Source organism: Paenimyroides ceti (assembly GCF_030409925.1).
Window position 1 is genome coordinate 57933 of sequence record NZ_JAUFQU010000001.1, and the last position, 19595, is coordinate 77527.

The 19595-nt window shown below is 34.7% G+C and carries 20 protein-coding genes; 16 read left to right on the plus strand and 4 right to left on the minus strand.

Going from position 1 to position 19595, the window contains the following annotated elements:
* Positions 1–99 precede the first annotated feature (99 nt).
* The 6 genes from QW060_RS00270 to QW060_RS00295 all read left to right on the plus strand — a co-directional run bounded on the left by QW060_RS00270 (position 100) and on the right by QW060_RS00295 (position 4411).
* Positions 100–795 carry an SCO family protein gene (locus tag QW060_RS00270; RefSeq protein WP_290364651.1) on the plus strand — a complete coding sequence of 232 codons (696 nt, stop codon included), beginning with the start codon at positions 100–102 and terminating at the stop codon, positions 793–795.
* A 103-nt stretch (positions 796–898) separates the two neighbouring features.
* Positions 899–1120 carry a FeoA family protein gene (locus tag QW060_RS00275; RefSeq protein ID WP_290361738.1) on the plus strand — a complete coding sequence of 74 codons (222 nt, stop codon included), beginning with the start codon at positions 899–901 and terminating at the stop codon, positions 1118–1120.
* Positions 1121–1130: 10 nt separating this feature from the next.
* Positions 1131–3230 (plus strand): ferrous iron transport protein B, encoded by a 2100-nt coding sequence (gene feoB / locus QW060_RS00280; protein WP_290364652.1) that lies wholly within the window; start codon positions 1131–1133, stop codon positions 3228–3230.
* A gap of 5 nt (positions 3231–3235) precedes the next feature.
* Complete coding sequence (locus tag QW060_RS00285) at positions 3236–3358, plus strand: FeoB-associated Cys-rich membrane protein (RefSeq protein ID WP_290361739.1); 123 nt, start codon at positions 3236–3238, stop codon at positions 3356–3358.
* 154 nt (positions 3359–3512) lie between these two features.
* Positions 3513–3884, plus strand: a complete 372-nt coding sequence (locus QW060_RS00290; protein WP_290361740.1) for a hypothetical protein — start codon at positions 3513–3515, stop codon at positions 3882–3884.
* 2 nt (positions 3885–3886) lie between these two features.
* The gene (locus QW060_RS00295) at positions 3887–4411 is read left to right on the plus strand and encodes a hypothetical protein (RefSeq protein WP_290361741.1); all 525 of its coding nucleotides are present in this window, start codon (positions 3887–3889) and stop codon (positions 4409–4411) included.
* Between the two features lie 53 nt (positions 4412–4464).
* On the opposite strand, the gene QW060_RS00300 is transcribed toward QW060_RS00295, so the two are convergent.
* A complete protein-coding gene (locus QW060_RS00300; RefSeq protein ID WP_290361742.1) occupies positions 4465–5289 on the minus strand; it encodes a ZIP family metal transporter in 825 nt (274 codons plus the stop codon).
* Positions 5290–5301: 12 nt separating this feature from the next.
* On the minus strand, positions 5302–5958 hold the full coding sequence (locus tag QW060_RS00305) for a metal-dependent transcriptional regulator (RefSeq protein ID WP_290361743.1): 657 nt from the start codon (positions 5956–5958) through the stop codon (positions 5302–5304).
* A 106-nt stretch (positions 5959–6064) separates the two neighbouring features.
* On the opposite strand from QW060_RS00305, the gene QW060_RS00310 reads away from it, so the two are divergent.
* From QW060_RS00310 to QW060_RS00330, 5 genes are all read left to right on the plus strand, one after another.
* A complete protein-coding gene (locus QW060_RS00310) occupies positions 6065–8329 on the plus strand; it encodes a TonB-dependent receptor (RefSeq protein ID WP_290361744.1) in 2265 nt (754 codons plus the stop codon).
* Positions 8330–8791: a thioredoxin family protein gene (locus tag QW060_RS00315; protein WP_290361745.1), complete on the plus strand. Its 462-nt coding sequence runs from the start codon at positions 8330–8332 to the stop codon at positions 8789–8791. It begins immediately after the preceding gene.
* Positions 8792–8940: 149 nt separating this feature from the next.
* Positions 8941–9366: a hypothetical protein gene (locus QW060_RS00320; RefSeq protein WP_290361746.1), complete on the plus strand. Its 426-nt coding sequence runs from the start codon at positions 8941–8943 to the stop codon at positions 9364–9366.
* Positions 9367–9441: 75 nt separating this feature from the next.
* Entirely contained in the window at positions 9442–10053 is a 612-nt protein-coding gene (locus QW060_RS28015) for a septal ring lytic transglycosylase RlpA family protein (protein WP_317623156.1), read from the plus strand.
* Complete coding sequence (locus tag QW060_RS00330) at positions 10037–10420, plus strand: septal ring lytic transglycosylase RlpA family protein (RefSeq protein WP_290361747.1); 384 nt, start codon at positions 10037–10039, stop codon at positions 10418–10420. The genes QW060_RS28015 and QW060_RS00330 overlap by 17 nt, the downstream gene beginning before the upstream one ends.
* Here the strand turns inward: QW060_RS00330 and QW060_RS00335 are convergent.
* On the minus strand, positions 10417–10887 hold the full coding sequence (locus QW060_RS00335; RefSeq protein ID WP_290361748.1) for a CYTH domain-containing protein: 471 nt from the start codon (positions 10885–10887) through the stop codon (positions 10417–10419). The genes QW060_RS00330 and QW060_RS00335 overlap by 4 nt on opposite strands.
* Before the next feature lie 48 nt (positions 10888–10935).
* On the opposite strand from QW060_RS00335, the gene QW060_RS00340 reads away from it, so the two are divergent.
* Together QW060_RS00340 and dinB are read left to right on the plus strand one after the other, a co-directional pair.
* Complete coding sequence (locus tag QW060_RS00340) at positions 10936–12975, plus strand: recombinase (RefSeq protein ID WP_290361749.1); 2040 nt, start codon at positions 10936–10938, stop codon at positions 12973–12975.
* Positions 12976–13005: 30 nt separating this feature from the next.
* Positions 13006–14085 (plus strand): DNA polymerase IV, encoded by a 1080-nt coding sequence (gene dinB, locus QW060_RS00345; protein ID WP_290361750.1) that lies wholly within the window; start codon positions 13006–13008, stop codon positions 14083–14085.
* Positions 14086–14135: 50 nt separating this feature from the next.
* Here the strand turns inward: dinB and QW060_RS00350 are convergent, their stop codons facing one another.
* Complete coding sequence (locus QW060_RS00350) at positions 14136–15068, minus strand: Omp28-related outer membrane protein (protein ID WP_290361751.1); 933 nt, start codon at positions 15066–15068, stop codon at positions 14136–14138.
* Between the two features lie 135 nt (positions 15069–15203).
* Between QW060_RS00350 and QW060_RS00355 the strand changes: the two genes are divergently transcribed.
* The 3 genes from QW060_RS00355 to rpsA all read left to right on the plus strand — a co-directional run bounded on the left by QW060_RS00355 (position 15204) and on the right by rpsA (position 19339).
* On the plus strand, positions 15204–15686 hold the full coding sequence (locus QW060_RS00355) for a TlpA family protein disulfide reductase (protein ID WP_290361752.1): 483 nt from the start codon (positions 15204–15206) through the stop codon (positions 15684–15686).
* A gap of 2 nt (positions 15687–15688) precedes the next feature.
* Positions 15689–17353: a DUF6029 family protein gene (locus QW060_RS00360; protein ID WP_290361753.1), complete on the plus strand. Its 1665-nt coding sequence runs from the start codon at positions 15689–15691 to the stop codon at positions 17351–17353.
* A gap of 210 nt (positions 17354–17563) precedes the next feature.
* A complete protein-coding gene (gene rpsA / locus QW060_RS00365; RefSeq protein ID WP_290364653.1) occupies positions 17564–19339 on the plus strand; it encodes a 30S ribosomal protein S1 in 1776 nt (591 codons plus the stop codon).
* Positions 19340–19595 lie beyond the last annotated feature (256 nt).

Here is a 19595-nt window from a genome sequence, read left to right on the forward strand (position 1 = left end):
TTCTACAAAAATACTAACATTTATGTATAATAAAAGCTTTACCAAACTTTTAACCTTCTCCTGTTGTTTACTTTATTAAATTTGCAGAAAGTTTTTGCAATGGTAGATATCCTAAAAAAGTACCGTTATTTCATTCTTACCCTTTTTGTACTTTGTGGTGTAATTTTATATTTATTTTATTCGGCTCTGAGTCCTAAAAAAGAACTTCCTATATACACTCCGGCAATGGTAAACCCTGAAATGGTCGACAGTCTCGTACAGCATCAGAATAATAAATTGAACCATAAGATCGCAGCGTTTTCTTTTCTCAATCAGAACAATAAAATGATTACGGAAAAAGAATATGAAGGTAAGATTTATGTAGCTGAATTTTTTTTTACTACCTGTCAGACCATTTGTCCAATTATGAATGATAATATGGCATGGCTGCAAACACAGATTAAGGATATGGATGATGTACAACTTTTATCATTCAGTGTTATGCCTGATATTGATACTCCACAAGTGTTGAAAAAATATGCTCAGGAGAAAGGTGTGATGGATGAGAAATGGAACATGCTTACCGGAGATAAAAAAGCAATTTACTATTTGGCAAGACAGTCATTTCTCGCTGTGAAAACCGGATCGGCAGATGAAATGTATGATATGGTGCATACTGAAAATTTTGTTTTAGTTGATAAAAACGGTCGCATAAGAGGATTTTATGACGGAACCAATCTTGATAATGAAGATCCTGAAAGCAAAAATGTAAAGCAGTTGCTCGAAGATATTAAATGGCTTAGAATAAATGATTAATTAAGAAATTGAAGTAGTTAGAGGGATAACATAAAAGGAATTTTAGGTTATCCTTTTTTATTGTTTATTTTTGCAGTATTAAATGAATCTAAATAAAAGAACCATGACGTTAGATCTGCTGCCGTTACATCGCAAGGGAATTATTAGTTCTATCAATTTTGATGCAGTTCCGTTAAAGTTAATCGAGATTGGTTGTCTGCCCGGAAATGAAATTGAAGTACTGCATATAGCTCCGCTGAATGACCCTATATACATTCTTGTAAACGAGTCGCATATAAGTATTCGGAAAGAATTGGCTAAAGAAATTGTCGTGGAAATTATTTAAACATGAATTGATGAAAGAAACGATTAAAGTTGCCTTAATCGGAAATCCGAATGTAGGTAAGACTTCTGTTTTTAATTCCCTTACAGGATTGAATCAGCGGGTAGCCAATTATCCAGGAATTACAGTGGAGCGAAAAACCGGAAAAGCGAGTTTTCAAAAAAATCTTGATATTGATATCATTGATCTACCCGGAGTATATTCCATCAATGCTTCTTCAAAAGATGAAGAAATAGCTTTGGAAATATTATTCAATTCAAAACATACAAGTTTTCCTGATGTAGTAGTGGTGGTTGCAGAAGTAGAAAACTTAAAAAGAAATCTTTTGCTATTTACGCAGATAAAAGACTTGGGCTTACCCTGTATTTTAGCTATTAATATGGCGGACAGAATGACTGCTAAAGGTATTTCTATCGACATTGACTTACTTGAACAGCAGCTGAAAACAAAAATAGCTCTGATATCTGTGCGAAAAAATCAGGGAATAGAACATCTCAAAGAATGTATAACCGCATACAAATCACTTAACACAAACGGCTTAATTGATCTGAAACAGGTAGATACAGACTATTTCGGATTTTTAGAACAGTTGTATCCCGGGTACAATCCGTATAAAGTATGGCTCGGGCAATCTCAAAATATCGTTTTTGAAGGGATTACCAAAATTGTTGGATCAAACCCCCTGATGGATAAATCTCAAAGTGAGATTAAACGGTTACAGCAGAGAGAAACGATCAAAAGATATCAGTTTATAAATGATGTATTAAAAACGTCTTATCAAATCGATAAAAATAAAGCCAGTGGTTTTGTAGCAAGAGTAGACCGTATACTGACACATAAGATTTTTGGATATCTTATCTTCTTCGCAATTATGTTATTGGTTTTTCAGGCTATTTTTGATTGGTCAAGCATACCAATGGATTTTATTGACGGCAGTTTTGCTTCTTTATCAGAGTGGACTGCTTCCGTTTTACCACCGGGTAAACTGACGGAACTTCTCGCCGAAGGTATAATTCCAGGTATTGGAGGAATTGTGATATTCGTTCCTCAGATTGCTATTCTATTCCTCTTTGTTGCACTTCTTGAAGAAAGCGGCTATATGAGTAGGGTTGTTTTTTTAATGGATAAGGTGATGCGCCCTTTCGGGCTCAGCGGAAAATCGGTTGTGCCATTGATTTCAGGTGTAGCTTGTGCAATACCTGCTATCATGTCTGCCAGAAATATAGAAAACAGCAAAGAGCGCTTGCTTACAATGCTTGTTACTCCTTTTGCTACTTGTTCTGCGCGTATTCCGGTGTATGTGATCATTATTTCTTTGGTAATACCGGATGAAAAAATCATAGGATTTATTGGTTTACAAGGATTGGTAATGACACTATTATATATGCTCGGTTTTTTTGCTGCCCTTGTGGGTGCTTTCATTCTGAATAAAGTGATTAAAACTACGGAAAAGGCATACTTTATTGTAGAAATGCCCGGATATAAACTGCCTTTATTTAAAAATGTATTTTATACAGTAGTAGAAAAAACAAAAGCTTTTGTATTTGGAGCCGGTAAAGTTATTTTAGCATTATCAGTTATTTTATGGTTTTTAGGATCACACGGACCAGACGCAACATATGGGCAGGCAGAAGAAGTTGTACAGAAATTACATGCCGGTAAAAATTTATCGGAAGAAGAAATGCAGGATGAAGTTTCCGGATATCAATTGCAGAATTCGTATATTGGTATGATTGGAAAAACTATTGAGCCTGTGTTCAAACCTCTGGGGTATGACTGGAAAATTAGTATTGCTGTACTGACTTCTTTTGCTGCAAGGGAAGTTTTTGTTGGGAATCTGGCTACTTTATATAATATAGGAAGCAGTGGTGAAGATGAGGTTAAAATAGTGGAGAGAATGCAGGCTGAAATACGACCTGACGGAACTCCTGTATTTAATTTAGCAACGGGTGTTTCACTTTTAATGTTTTATGCTTTTGCGATGCAATGTCTTTCGACTGTAGCCATCACCAAAAGGGAAACCAATTCATGGAAGTGGACCATGTTTCAAATGATTTTTATGACCGGTTTAGCATATATAGTAGCTTTAGTAGCTTATCAAATTTTAAAATAGCAACGATGCAGGAAATACTTGTATATATAGCATTAGCTTTGGCAATAGGTTTTTTTATTAAAAAATGGTTTTTTAAAAAGAAATCGAAATCCAAGTGCGGTAGTGATACTGATTGCAATTGTGGATAATATTTCTTTTATCATAATAAACAGGGCTTAGTCCCTGTTTTTTTTTATACGGGTTTATTATTTTTGTTATTTTGTGTAAAAAAGTTGTAAAAAAAGTTGTTTTGTGTTGGCTGAATTATTATTTTGGTTAATAATTTCAAAAAACAATCATATTATGAAAAAAATTATTTTGTCGCTGGCTGTTGTAGCGATAAGCATGGTTTCATGTAATGATGCTTCTTCTGATGTTCAGGATCAGGAAGTACGTGCTGAAGCAAAAAAAGGGAATTCTAATCTTTCAGAAAGCGAAGCTAAATTGCGACAAAAGATTCTTGACCTTACCAATAAGGAGTTTTATGTTGGTATGGAAGGGTTAAGTAAAGAAGAAATTCAGAAGAAAGCAGTACATTATTTAGTGGAAGATTGTAAATCTGTGCTTTTGGAAAATGGTTTTACTGAAGAATACATCAAAGAAAATTTAAAAAATGATGAAGGTAAAATTGTTGTAGAAGCAATGAATTATTTTAACAAATCAAACAATAAATAATTATGAAAAAGATTTTATATACAGCTGCTTTTTTAATTGGAGGTTTGGCAAACATGAATGCTGTGCCTTTAATTGTAAATAATTTAAGTAACGGTTCAACTTATGCGTATGACGCTCATTTTTATTTAGGGGTAAGACTGCCTTCACAGACGTGTAGTCAGGATACGGCTATTTATTATGTTGTTACTGCTGGATCTTCGCAATCATTTGTTGGTAACACTCCATGGATCAATCCCTGGATTCCTGGAAACGATTCTTGTATTCAAGGTTTTTTAGGAGTTAATTGTGCAGCTCCGGCTATTGATGTAGTGTGGTCTGGTATGCGTTTTTATCTTGAACCGTATTCAGCAACTTTTCCTATGAACAATAGTATATCTGGTATTGACAAGAGTCTTCATTGTCATCCAGACCATCCGAATTTAACCTATACTGCTTTAGGATATGAAATATCCAATCCATTAGGGACAGGACAGACTAAGCTGAGCTTTTTAGATTTAGGTGTTATGCAGCAGTATGTTTTTCAATAAAAAAATATTTTGCTTGATATAGTTTTAAGGGGAGTTTTTACTCCCCTTTTTTGTTATCCTAATGCGACATCCAGCATCATCATAATTATAAATCCACCAATGAACCCCAATGTTGCAATGTCTGTATTATTACCTTGCTGTGTTTCAGGTACCACTTCTTCAATGACTACAAAAACCATAGCACCGGCAGCAAAAGCAAGTGCGTAAGGTAAAACAGGTGTGAAAAAAGCTACGGCTATAGCACCGATTACTGCGGCTATAGGTTCTACAAGAGCTGATGATTGTCCGTAAAAAAAGCTTTTATGTTTGCTCATACCTGCTCTGCGCAAAGGAAAGGAAACCGCAAGGCCCTCTGGTAAATTTTGTAAACCGATACCAATTGCAAGTGTAATAGCTCCGGCGATACTGGCTTCCGGAATTCCTGCAGCGACACCACCAAATAAAACGCCAACTGCCAATCCTTCCGGAATATTGTGTAAAGTTATGGCGAGTACCAATAAAGTGGTTTTTCTCCAGGGCGTTTTGATACCTTCTTTATCTTTCATATCATGGTTTAAATGTAGATGAGGCAAAAGTTTATCTAACCCAAAAAGAAAAAGAGCGCCTAATGCAAAACCAATTGCTGCAGGCATTACTTTTTTAAAACCATCTCCGTCACTCATCTCTATTGCTGGTGCCAGCAAGCTCCAGAAACTTGCAGCAATCATAACGCCACCGGTAAAACCCAGCATTCCGTCGAGTAGCTTTTTATTGGGATTCTTAAATAAATAGACAGTTGCCGCTCCTACGGCGGTCATTCCCCATGTAAATAAAGTGGCATAAAATGCAGCAAGTACAGGTGATATACTTTCAAAATAATCAATAACGGATGCAAACATAGCAGTAATGAATTAAGCTTTTTTTACAAAAATATTTTTAGCCACCATTTCAGAAATAATCAGTTCTTTTTTGTGAATCTCTAAGGTGAGTGAATGGTCGAAACTTTCTTTATTTATGATTTTGAGAGAAGTACCCAATGCAATTTTCTGTCTGTCAAGATATTGTAAGAATTCTACAGAGGTATCTTTTACGCCTACACAAATACACAAGGTGCCAACGTTCATTTCTGCCAACAACATTTTGGCGCTTTCAACAATTTTTCCTTCCGCATTCGGAATCGGATCTCCATGCGGATCTTCTGTAGGAAACTCTAAGAATGCATCGAGCTTATTGATCAGCTTTTCTGATTTTATATGCTCAAGCTCTTCTGCTACATCATGTACTTCATCCCAGGAAAAATTCAGTTTTTCTACAAGAAAAACCTCCCATAGACGATGTTTTCTTATGACCATGGTCGCAGCCATAATGCCTTTTTGTGTGAGTGTAGCCCCCTGATATTTCTGATAATCTATATAGCCTTTTTCGCTTAACTTTTTAACCATTTCTGTGGCAGATGAAGCTTTCGTTTCCATTCTGTTAGCAATGGCATTAGTACTCACTCCGTTCTCCTCTGATTGAGACAGGTGGTATATGGCTTTCAGGTAATTTTCTTCAGCGTGTGAGATCATCTTTTTTGTATTTGAAACAAATGTAATAAAATAAATTATAAAAATATTTGTTGTGTCTTAAAAATAATTTTAGCTTTGCCTAAAAATAAATTTAAAACAACAGAAAATGATGAATAAGTATATTTTGTTTTTATTTTTCGGAACACTATTTCAGGGATTAAATGCGCAATCCGTGATAAAGGGGAGAGTGGTTTCCGGGAATAAAGCCATGGAGGGAACAGAAGTTTATTTATTGCCGCAAGATTCATTGAAAACGACCGAAAGTAACGGACTATTCGAGTTTTTGGATGTAGTTCCGGGAAATTATCAGCTGGTAGCAGTAAAAGCCGGTTATGAAAATATCTTCACAGATATTGAAGTGAAAACCGACAGTACTTACAGCTTAGAATTCAAGATGGTGCCGCTCAAAGAAGATATAATGGAAGAAATGGTAATAACCGGAACAATGAAACCCGTCAGCCGTTCCCAAAGTATGATTCCAGTTGAAGTATATACACCTGCTTTTTTTAAAAAAAATCCTACATCCAATGTTTTTGAAGCATTGGAGATGGTAAACGGAGTGCGCCCACAGGTAAACTGTAATGTTTGTAACACAGGAGATATACACATTAACGGCCTCGAAGGACCCTATACTTTTGTGTTAATAGACGGGATGCCAATTGTAAGCGGATTATCGACTGTGTACGGATTGTCCGGAATTCCAAATTCGCTGATTCAGCGCGTTGAAGTAGTAAAAGGTCCTGCTTCCTCTTTATACGGTAGTGAAGCTGTAGGCGGTTTGATTAATATCATTACTAAAACCCCTGAGAACGCTCCTCTGTTTTCGGCAGATGTATTTGGAACTTCATGGGGAGAGGTAAATACAGATCTTGGAGTAAGCACTAAAGTAGGAAAATCTGCTAATTTACTCTTAGGTGTCAATTATTTTAATTATTCGAATCCAATTGACAAAAACAAAGACGGATTTACAGATTTAACGCTTCAGGATCGCATTTCTGTTTTTCAAAAGTGGAATTTTAAGAGAAAAAGCAATAAATTGTTTTCTGTGGCCGGCAGATACTTTTATGAAGACCGGTGGGGCGGACAAATGAACTGGAATAAGGGATACAGAGGGGGTGATGAGGTGTATGGAGAATCAATTTATACCAGTCGTTATGAACTTTTGGGTACTTATGAACTACCTGTTGAGGAAAAAATGCTGTTTAGCTTCTCTTATACTGATCACGATCAAAATTCTGTTTATGGAGATGTCCCGTATCTTGCAAAGCAGAAAATCGCATTTGGTCAGTTGACCTGGGATAAGAAATTCGGACGTCACGATATGCTTTTCGGTGCTGCATTACGGTATCAATATTACAATGATAATACACCCGCAACAGAAACAGCCGAACAAACAACGATGCCAGGTGTTTTTGTACAGGATGAAATCGACTTTGACGGTAAGCACAGTCTGTTACTTGGAGCGCGATATGATTATAACAATAATCATGGAAATATTTTTACTCCGAGAGCAGCATATCGCTACAAATCAGAAAAAGGGGATATTCTTCGTTTGAATGCCGGAACCGGATTTCGGGTGGTCAATTTATTTACAGAAGATCATGCTGCTTTAACCGGTTCAAGAGACGTAATTGTGGTAGGAGATTTAAAACCGGAACAATCCTATAATGTGAATTTGAGTTATCTGAAAAACTGGTATTTTGGGGATGGCGGTAATGTAATACAGTTGGAAACCTCTGCATGGTACACTTATTTTACCAATGCGATTATTCCTGACTACGATACCAATCCCAATCAGATTATTTATAGCAACTTAAACGGATATGCGGTTTCTAAAGGGATGAGTGCGAATGTTGATGTTGTCTTTTCAAACGGGTTGAAATTGATTCTCGGAGCTACCCTGATGGATGTTTCTACAACGGAAGATAAGATAAAACAACGACAAATGCTGACAGAGCAGTTTTCTGGTAATTGGGCAATAAGTTATACCATTCCAACCTGGAATATGGATATTGATTATACCGGCAGTATGTACGGGCCTATGAGGTTACCATTAGCAAGTGAATGGGATCCGCGGCCTGAATATTCCAAAACGTATAGTGTTCAGAATATTCAGCTAACTTATAAGGGGTTTAAAAATATTCAAATTTACGGAGGAGTCAAAAATCTGCTCAACTGGACACCAGCAAAAGGATTACCGTTTTTAATTGCCGGAGCCAATGATCCGTTCGATAAAGAGGTGCAATTCGGACCCGATGGCAATGCGTTGCGAACACCAGGTAATCCATATGGGTTAACGTTCAGTCCGGAATACGTGTATGCAGCCAATCAGGGAATAAGAACTTTTTTAGGAATAAGATATCATTTTTAGATGAAGAATTTTAATAAGTTTTTTGTATTAGTATTATTTTTTTTTATTCCTCAGATGAACGCACAGATATTGAAGAAATATCGTTTTGAAGAGGTAGAGCAGTTGGTCGGGCAGGACCCCCGGCCAATTGTTATTTTCTTTTACACCGATTGGTGTTCCTATTGTAAAATGATGCAACGTACTACTTTCAGAGACAAAGAAATCATTAATCTGCTCAATACCTCTTATTATTTTATTGAAATAAATGGAGAAGATAAAGCAGCTGTTTTTCATTTACAAAAAACATTTAAATATGTTCCTTCAGGAATTAATACCGGTAGTCACGAAATAGTAAATTATTATTTGAAAGGACATCCAAAAGCCTATCCGTCTTTGGTCATACTCAATGCTAAATTTGATAGAAAAACCGTTAGACAATCTTATCTAAATTCTTCAGATTTCAGGCGCTTTTTATCCCATTAATTCTTGTTAAAAGTTAAAATATTGTTTAAAAACATTCTAAATGTTTTTTCAATCCGTTGTTAATCAGTATATTTGTTTCCGTTGTCGAAAAGCAAGGTGTATTTTTCAGTTTAATTTCTATCTTTGTCAATTAACAACAAAAAGAAAAGATGTATAGTATATTACAACCAGCGCATTCGTATGTTGCTTATGCAGCGTTAATTTTTTTAGCAATTGCCTCTGTAAACGGAATTGCAGGAATGATGGCTAATCGTTCATTTAAAGATAGTGATAAAAAAATAGGATTATTTGCGTTGATTTTTACGCACATACAATTACTGTTAGGACTGATTCTCTATTTTATATCTCCTTTGGTACAGAGTTTTAGTGTAGCCATGAAAGATTCTAATTTGAGATTGTATGCTCTGGAGCATCCTTTGATCAATATTATCGCTATCATACTGATTACAATCGGTTGGTCTAAGCATAAAAAGACGGCTGACAGTAAAAAGAAATTTAAAATGTTTGCCATCTTCTATACATTGGGATTGATTTTAATTTTATCCCGTATTCCATGGAATATGTGGTTTTCATAGAAATAATATAACCGAAAGGTTCTTTGGTGTTTTTCTTCGGATAATGCCAGATTAAAAAATGAAACGAATATGAAAATGAAACGGAAACATTTATTTAGTTTATCAGCATTGTTAGTAGTGTTAAGTGGTTTTGCTGTATACAGCACTTCTGATTTCAGTACACCGAAATCTTCTAAAGAATTGGCGATGAATGTTGTGAATTATGATTCAACATTTAAACTGGAGAAAAAAGAATTGATGAATGATGATCTGAATGCTTTGAATAATCAATTATTGCAACTGGAAGACGAAGTAGAAGTGATTGAGGAATCAGCCGTTACGTCTTATTATCACGATAAGTTTAACGGAAAAAAAACAGCAAGCGGTGAAGTTTTTAATAATAAAGAACTTACAGCAGCCCATAAAACCCTTCCTTTCGGTACTAAAGTTCGTGTTACAAATCTGTCAAATGAAGAATCAGTAATTGTTACGGTAAACGATCGGGGACCTCATTCTAAAGGACGTTCATTAGATCTTTCGAAAAGTGCTTTTATGGATATAGCACACCACAGAGGAAAAGGAACTTTAAATGTAAAGATTGAAGTTTTACCTGATGACTACGAAGAAAACAAAGCAAAAATTGAAGAAGACTTAAGCGATATTGTTCAGATTCATAATGATTTAGATTTAAATGAATTTGCGTTATAATCCTATACTGCTTATCCTTATTTCATTTATTTTTATAGGGTGTAAGTCTACACAAAATAAATCAAAAACCTCCTTTAAAAGTGAGGTTTTTGCTTGTTATTATCATGATAAGTTTAATGGAAGAAAAACGGCAAGTGGAGCAAAATTCTCTAATCATAAATTGACTGCTGCACATAAAACGCTTGCTTTCGGGACTAAATTACGTGTCACTAATGTTGTTAATAATAAATCAGTAGATGTTATTGTGAACGATAGAGGCCCTTTTTCAAAAGGATTGGAGCTGGATTTGTCTAAAAAGGCATTCATGAAAATTACAGATGATAAAAAACACGGACGCCTTAAAGTAACCATTGAAAAATTAAATTAATTCCAATTGTTATACGGATGATTGCTTAAATAAGCGTTATAATATTTTACATCACCGGTTACTTCTTCTCCCAGCCATTCAGGTTTTTCAAAAATTTCATCCTCATGGCTTAATTCAATTTCAGCAATTATCAACCCCTCATTGAGCCCGGAAAAAACATCTATTTCAAAAGTATGCCCTCTATAAGGTACAATATATCTTGTTTTTTCAATTATGAAATCTTCACATAACATTAAAAGCTGTTGTGCCTCTTCCGGATTGATTTCCTTTTCCCATTCCAGACGACTTGTTCCTTTTTCATTGCTTTTTCCTTTAATTGTAATATAGGCCTTGTCATCACGGGTTCGTATGCGAACAGTCCGTTCAGGATGCGTATTTAAATAACCCTGAGCAATTTTAAATGAGTGCGAAAGTGCGTTTAAGAAATTAGTATTCTTAACTTTGTATTTTCGTTCGATTTCAATCATTATATTTGTTTGATTTTTAATGTAAATATTACACTAAAAAATGAATTTATGAAATTATATAAAAAGCATTTAAGTCCGTTGCAAATCAAAAATATATTTGATAAATATATTGTAGAGAATGAGTTGATTCTTGCAGATGATTTATTATTTTTATATGAATTAGTTCTTTATTTCAGACCTAAAAAACCTAAAGAAGTAGTAAGTGTTACGCTACAGGAGTTATTGGATTATCTGATAGAAAATGAAGAACATCGCTTTTTACTGGCTCAGTATATTCATCAGATCCTGAAAGGACGCAAGTTCAGCAGATTGGTTTCGGATGCAGGAATTTTACAGGATTCAGATTTTTTATATGAAGTAAGAAAAAGAATATCTTCAAAAATACTGCCTTATCAGCCTCAAAAAGATACCCTTGAATATGTTTTAAATCAGGTTTTTTATAAGGAAACCGATTTTATCTGGATCAATAAAATTCCTTTTAGTGAATTAATTGAGCTGTTTGATTTGTTACAATTTAAAGATGTTTTTGTTGATGTTCAGGACAAAGAAGGTCCTCTTTCGGAAGTTTTGTACGCGTTGGGATTGATTACTCAGCGAATGAGCGGACGTTCAATGGAGTCGAATATTATCAATATGGTACCGGAATATACACATCTCGAAAGCCCTTTTCTGGGTTTTGAAAATGAATTTCTGGAAATAGAAAAAGCCATTCGCTCAGGATTCATCCGATGTCTGAAACCGGATGATCTTAATTATAAACAATTGGTAATTCTTCATAAACAATGTCTGGAATTTGTAAATCAGGCTTTTAAGAACAGTTCAAAATTCGGAATTACCCTTAAGGTTAATCAGAGTCTTTTGCGCATCAGACAGCAACTTATCCGTGTAGAAATTTTGATGTCATTACTTGTAGTCAAAGAAGCTGTGGATAAGAAGGTCAATTCGGTCAATTTGGCATTAAAACTTATTGAATATAATTGTTATAAAAATAATGTTAAATCGCTCGTAAGTGAAAGTACACAATTGATTGCTTATGAGATTACACAATATTCTGCTAAAACGGGAGAACATTATATAACGGAAACGTCCAAAGAATATTTCCGCATGTTTAAAGCTGCTTTGGGAGGAGGTTTTATTGTAGGGATTTTATGTGTGATCAAAATATTGCTTTCGAAAGCTGAAACCAGTGATTTTGGTTTTGCGTTTTTATATAGTATGAATTATGCTGTCGGTTTTATAATGATTTATCTGCTGAGCTTTACTTTGGCAACAAAGCAACCTGCAATGACAGCTGCTACCATTATTAAATCAATTGAAGAAGGAATAAAGAAACAAACAAATAACAATGAAAAGCACAGTGCATTTGCCGGATTATTTGCCCGTTTGTTCCGTTCCCAATTTATAGCTTTTGTAGGAAATGTTATTCTGGCATTTCCTGTGGCTCTTGCCATTATCTGGCTGATCGATCTGAGTACGGGTATCAATATCACCGATACTAAGTGGCACACTCTGTTGTCAGACGTAAATCCGATTGAATCACCGGCAGTATTTCATGCCGCAATTGCAGGGGTTTTTTTATTTCTTTCAGGAATCATTTCCGGAAATGTATCTAATAAAAATAAACACAATCAGGTATATTATCGCATACAGGAAAACCCGTTTCTGAAACAGACGCTGGGTATTCGTAAAACATCTAAGCTGGCTTTCTGGCTTGAAAAAAAGTGGCCGGGAATTGCTTCTAACTTTTGGTTTGGCGTTTTTATGGGAAGTACACATTCCATCGGTAATTTTTTAGGATTGAATTTAGATATACGGCACATTACATTTGCAAGTGGAAACATTGCTTTGGGAGCGTATGGAGCAGATTTTGCACTTAACTGGATCACCTGGATGTGGTGTTTTATAGGATTGATCGTCATCGGTTTTATGAATTTTATTGTAAGTTTTGCTCTTTCATTAGGTTTGGCATTTCGTTCAAGAAATATTCCTCTGTATGAAGTGTTTTCCCTACAAAAATCGGTCTGGGTGCATTTTAAAAGACATCCTATGCATTTCTTTTTTCCACCGATCAGCCCAAAGAAAATTTGAAAATAAATCTCTTCAGGAGATTTTTTCTATATGGAATCAGCCTACCGAAAAATAATTCATATTGATATGGATGCATTTTATGCTTCCGTTGAGCAATTAGATTTCCCTGAATTAAAAGGTAAACCCATAGCTGTTGGGGGAGGTGAAATCAGAGGGGTTGTTTCTGCTGCGAGTTATGAAGCGCGTAAATTTGGCGTAAAAAGCGCTATGAGTGGGGCTTTGGCAAAAAAAAACTGCCCGGAACTTATCTTTGTAAAACCACGATTTGACCGATATAAAGAAATCTCAAGAATTATTCGTTCTATATTTTTAGAGTATACTGATTTAGTTGAGCCTTTGTCGCTTGATGAAGCCTTTCTGGATGTAACGATCAATAAGAAAAATGCACAGAGTGCTACTCTGTTAGCGTCTGAAATTAGAGCAAAAATATATGAAAAAACAGGGCTCACTGCTTCAGCAGGTATCTCTGTCAATAAATTTTTAGCCAAAATAGCCAGCGATTATAATAAGCCAAACGGACAAAAAACAATAAATCCGGATGAAATCTCTGATTTTTTAGATCGTCTGGATGTGAAAAGGTTTTTTGGTATTGGAAAAAAAACGGCAGATAAAATGTATCACCTTGGAATTTTTACCGGTGCAGATCTGAAAAGTAAGTCTCTTGAATTCTTAGAAATACATTTTAAGAACTCAGGTTCTCATTACTATCAGATTTCAAGAGGTATCTCTAATTCTATAGTGGTACCGGACAGATTGCCCAAGTCATTGGGAGCTGAACGGACTTTTGAAAATAACATCACTTCAGAAGTTTTTCTGGAAGACAAGTTAAGATGGATTGCGCAGGAAGTTTCGTTGCGATTGAAAAAAAGAGATGTATCGGGTAAAACCATCACGCTGAAATTGAAATACAGTGATTTTACATTACAGACCAGAAGTATGTCTTATCCCTATTTTATCAATGACGAAGCAATTTTGTTTGAAGAAGCTAAAAAGCTTTTGTATCAGAGTGGCTTAAATAATTCAGTACGTCTTATTGGTATTCAGGTCAGCAATCTGAATATTTATAAAAACAAGCAACCTATGTATATTCAATTGCGCTTAGATTTATAAATTAAAAAGGAGGTTCTTTTCAGAACCTCCTTTTTCTAATCAAAAATTGATTAGAAATTTTTATAGGTAATATTTAATTGTCCTGTATTGAATTCATTTCCTGTAGAAGTTTGATCAGAAGGGATCACTACTCCAAATATATCACCAGTAGTTGCTTTAGCTACTGAATTATGTATAAAGTTTGGTTTTTTTCCAGCGCCTCCATAATTTGTAGTATAGTTTTCCTGTGCTAAAACGATTCCGTCCTGTACGATATATACTACGTATTTTAATTCAGAAGTATAGGATGCAGCAAATTTGAAACTTACATTTACACTACCAGATGTTGATTCTAAATTTGATGTAATTTTGATTCCAATGTTAGAACTTGCAGCTGCTTTTGATAAAACCTGATTCAGGTTCATATTGTTTCCGTTTACTGCCTGCCATTCCACTTCTCTGTTGATTACCGCAAACGGATATCCTCTTTGATTGGTTGGAACTCCAAATTTTTCCCATAAGCTGTTTCCTAATACACCTTGTTTGCTAAAAGCTAATTTATCACCATTGTGTAAAGCTACAGCTACAATTTTGTCGTTGTTTTCTGTTTCTAAAGTTTCTATAGAGTGTGATACTCTAGGACACCAACCGCACCATGCACCTGTAAAATCTTCAATTAATACTCTGTGCTGGTAACCACTACCTGCCATCACATAATCTTTTGTTGTATTACCATCTGCATCTTGTACGTTTAAGGCATTTCCATTATTATCAAATACAGCAACAATAACTCGCATGTTTGATTCAGAAGGCCCAGGAGTGTCAGTTGTCGGAGTATCTGTTGTCGGAGTGTCAGTTGTCGGTGTATCCGTACTTGGAGTGTCAGTTGTTACAGGAACATCTGTTGTTACTTCTGTTTTTGAGTCATCACTTGAGCAAGAAACTAAAGAGGCAAGTGTAAATAAACCTACACATAATCCTTTAAATAAATTCTTTTTGTTCATTTCAGTTATTATTAATTTGTTAATGAAATGTAAATAAAATGATAATATTTGAAAAAAAAAAATATTTAGTAATTATTTTATTGATAGATTTGTGCGTCTTAAACTATTAAATTATTCAATATTAATGTTAATGTTATGAAATACACTTTATTTTTCTTTTTAGTGTTTGCATCACTAACCATGAATGCTCAGAAAATGCCAAATGTGACTTTGAAAGATCTCGATGGTAAAAATGTAAATGTCTCTTCTTATAATACTTCAGAAAAACCAGTTATTATAAGTTTTTGGGCAACCTGGTGTGGACCATGTATCAAAGAATTAAATGCAATTAAAGAAGTATATCCGCAATGGCAAAAAGAAACAGGAGTAGAGTTAGTTGCTATTTCTATTGATGATGTACGAACTAAAGCGCGTGTAAAATCTCAGGTTAAAGGTAAGTCATGGCCTTACAAAATTCTTTTAGATGAAAATCAGGAGCTTAAAAGAGCATTAAATGTAGCGAATGTTCCTTATACCATAATATTACACAAAGGGAAAGTTGTTTTTTCTCATTCAAGCTATACTCCGGGAATAGAGAATGAAATGTATGCACAGTTAAAAAAGGCGGTGGGTAAATAGCGATGAGAATTAATACATTTTTTGCTTTTGGGACAATGTTATTCTTGTCTTCAATGGCGCATGCACAAATTAATGTAGGTATTGAGTCAAATTCACAATACTATGTTGATGATAAATATATAAAATTAGACGAACAGGATAGAGACGATAGATTCAGATCTAACAATTATATAAAACTGGATTATCTTAAAGGAAAATTTGAAGTCGGATTACAGATGGAAGCTTATGCTCCAAAAGCAATCCTTAATTATTCTCCGGATTTAAAGGGCTTTAATGTAGGAACTGTTTATGCAAGATATAATGACTACGAAAATGGTATTGATTTCACTATAGGTCATTTCTATGAGCAATTTGGTAACGGACTGGTTTTAAGGTCTTGGGAAGATAGGGCGTTGGGAATTAACAATGCTATTTTCGGTTCACGATTTAAAATACGTTTAGGGAACTCAACTTACTTAACTGCTTTAGGAGGTAAACAGCGTATAGGAATGGGCTTTGATCTGTCTGATGGTGTTATATATGGGGTAAATGCTGATGTAGATATCACAGATATGATCGGAATTGATAAATACCTGTTAAAATTCGGTGCCAGTTTTGTAGGAAGATACGAAGATATATCTGAAGAATATCCTACCGTACAACCAACGACAGATATGTTGTCAGCGCGATTGGAATATGCGGGAGATAAATTTTCCATAAGTACAGAATACGCATATAAAACAGATGATCCTATCGTTGAAAATTTGGGAACACGAGTGATATATCCTGAAAAAACAAAACCGGGAAGCGCTGTTTTGGTTAACTTGGGATATACTGATTCCGGTTTTGCTGCCAATGTAAATTTAAGAAGAACTGAAAATATGACTTTCTTTTCAGAGCGACTTCTTAATGGTAATGTTTATAATACCGGAATGGTTAATTACATTCCTGCATTGACTAAACAGTATGATTTTGCTTTGCAGAATATTTTTGTATACCAGGCGCAGCCAAAATACGGATATATGAATATTCATAAATTAGGTGAAATCGGAGGACAGTTTGATCTTTTTTACGATTTAAATAAGGGAAGCTTTTTAGGAGGTGAGTATGGTGCTAACTTAATTGTAAACGGATCTTATTGGGCAGGGTTGAAAACAACCGAAGGAACAGATGGAAATCTGAATGCTGATTTTTTTGATTTCGGAGATAAATATTATAGAGATATTGCTGTTGAATACAGACGAAAATGGTCTGATAAATTTAATAGTATCTTCATGTATCTGAACCAATATTATAATAAAAGAATGGTAGAAGAGACGTATGGTGAAATCCGGTCTCATGTAGGAGTTGTAGAAGGGACTTACTTCTTTAATGAAACAAATTCACTTCGATTGGAACTACAGCATCAATGGGCAGACGGTGATAGAAAAAACTGGGCGGGAGGTACTATTGAGTATATGCCAAATTCAAAGTTTTCTATATTTGCTCACGACATTTATAATTATGGAAATGATAATCCGGACATGCAATTGCACTATTATAGCTTTGGAGGAAGTTTCACTAAAGGAGCGACGAGAATTGCTGCGAGTTACGGAAGACAAAGGGGTGGTTTGATTTGTGTAGGCGGTGTTTGCCGAATGGTGCCTGAAGCAGCAGGATTTACACTGAATATTACAACCAACTTTTAAACAAAAAAGAGATTCTTACAAGAATCTCTTTTTTGTTTAAAAAATAAATGAATTGAATGTTAGTGTGTTGAATATATTTTTTTGTATCTTTGCACTCGTTTTATTAAGGGTAAGAGTTTCGATAAAACAATAAAAATAAAAAATAACAACTTCTGTTTGTTTATATCTGAAGAAACTCATAAACAGCAGAATACAAATTTATTATCAGACATGTCTGAAATCACAAAAACACAAGACGAGTTCTTGCAAAATTTTAACTGGGAAAATTATGAAAACGGAATTGATGCTGTTGAAGGATCTCAATTAAAAGAATTCGAAGATTTAGTTGAAAAAACATTCATCTCTACAGATGCAGAAGAAGTAGTAGAGGGAGTTGTAGTAAGAATCACTGACAGAGATGCAATTGTTGATATCAATGCAAAATCTGAGGGTGTTATCTCTTTGAATGAATTCCGTTACAATCCTAACTTAAAAGTAGGAGATACTGTAGAGGTATTAATTGATGTTAGAGAGGATAAAAACGGTCAGTTGGTTTTATCTCACCGTAAAGCCCGTACAATTAAAGCTTGGGATAGAGTTATTGCTGCAAACGAAACAGGAGAAATCGTTAATGGTTTCGTAAAAGCAAGAACAAAAGGTGGTATGATTGTAGATGTATTCGGAATTGAAGCATTCTTACCAGGTTCTCAAATCGATGTTAAACCAATCCGTGATTACGATCAATATGTAAACAAAACAATGGAATTCAAAGTGGTTAAAATCAACCATGAGTTCAAAAACGTTGTAGTTTCTCATAAAGCATTGATCGAAGCAGATATCGAAGTACAGAAAAAAGAGATCATCGGTCAATTAGAAAAAGGTCAGGTATTAGAAGGTATTGTTAAAAACATTACTTCTTACGGTGTATTCATCGATTTAGGAGGTGTAGATGGTTTAATCCACATCACTGACTTATCTTGGTCACGTATCAACCATCCATCAGAAGTGTTGGAATTAGATCAGAAATTGAACGTTGTAATCTTAGATTTCGATGATGAGAAAACACGTATCCAATTAGGATTAAAACAATTAAATGCTCATCCATGGGATGCTTTAGATGCTAACTTACAAGTTGGGGATAAAGTAAAAGGAAAAGTAGTTGTTTTAGCTGATTATGGTGCTTTTATTGAAGTGGCTGAAGGAGTAGAAGGATTGATCCACGTTTCTGAAATGTCTTGGTCAACACATTTACGTTCTGCACAAGACTTCGTAAAAGTTGGAGATGAAGTAGAAGCAGTGATCTTGACTTTAGATAGAGAAGAGAGAAAAATGTCTTTAGGTATTAAACAATTAACGCAAGATCCTTGGACTGATATTACTGCTAAGTATCCGGTAGGTTCAACTCACGAAGGTGTAGTTCGTAACTTTACTAACTTTGGAGTATTCGTTGAATTAGAAGAAGGTATTGATGGATTAGTTTATATCTCTGACTTATCTTGGACTAAGAAAATCAAACATCCATCTGAATTTGTTAACGTAGGTGACAAATTACAGGTAGTTGTATTGGAGTTGGATGTTGAAGGACGTAAATTATCTTTAGGTCACAAGCAAACAACTGCTAATCCATGGGATCAGTATGAAGATGCTTTTGCAGTAGGTACAGTTCATAATGGAACAATTTCTGAAGTAGTTGATAAAGGAGCTACTGTTGAATTCGGTGACGATATCGTTGCTTTCATTCCAACCCGTCATTTAGAAAAAGAAGATGGTAAGAAATTGAAAAAAGGAGACGTTGCAGATTTCAAAGTAATTGAGTTCAACAAAGAATTTAAAAGAGTTGTTGCTTCTCACACTGCTATCTTCCGTGAAGAAGAAGAGAAAAATGTAAAATCTCAAGAAGAGAAATCAAATAATAATTCTATGAACAACGCTGCAGAGAAAACTACTTTAGGTGATATCGATGCGTTAGCAGAATTAAAAGCTAAAATGGAAAAAGGAGGAAACTAATTTCTTCATTTTAATAGTATTTCAAAAGAGCCATCCTTTAAGGATGGCTCTTTTTATTTTTATAAAAAAGATGAATTGCTGAAGAATACTTATGTAGTAAGTGTTTCTAAAATTGAGGATGATGAATTTTGGCATTTCTCCTTTTAAAATCGAGGGAATAAATTTGAATCATTTTGGTTTCATCTTTTTTTATTTACTATATATATGTTGTGTATATATTATAATTGTTTTTCCTCTGTTCGAAATAAGCTACTTT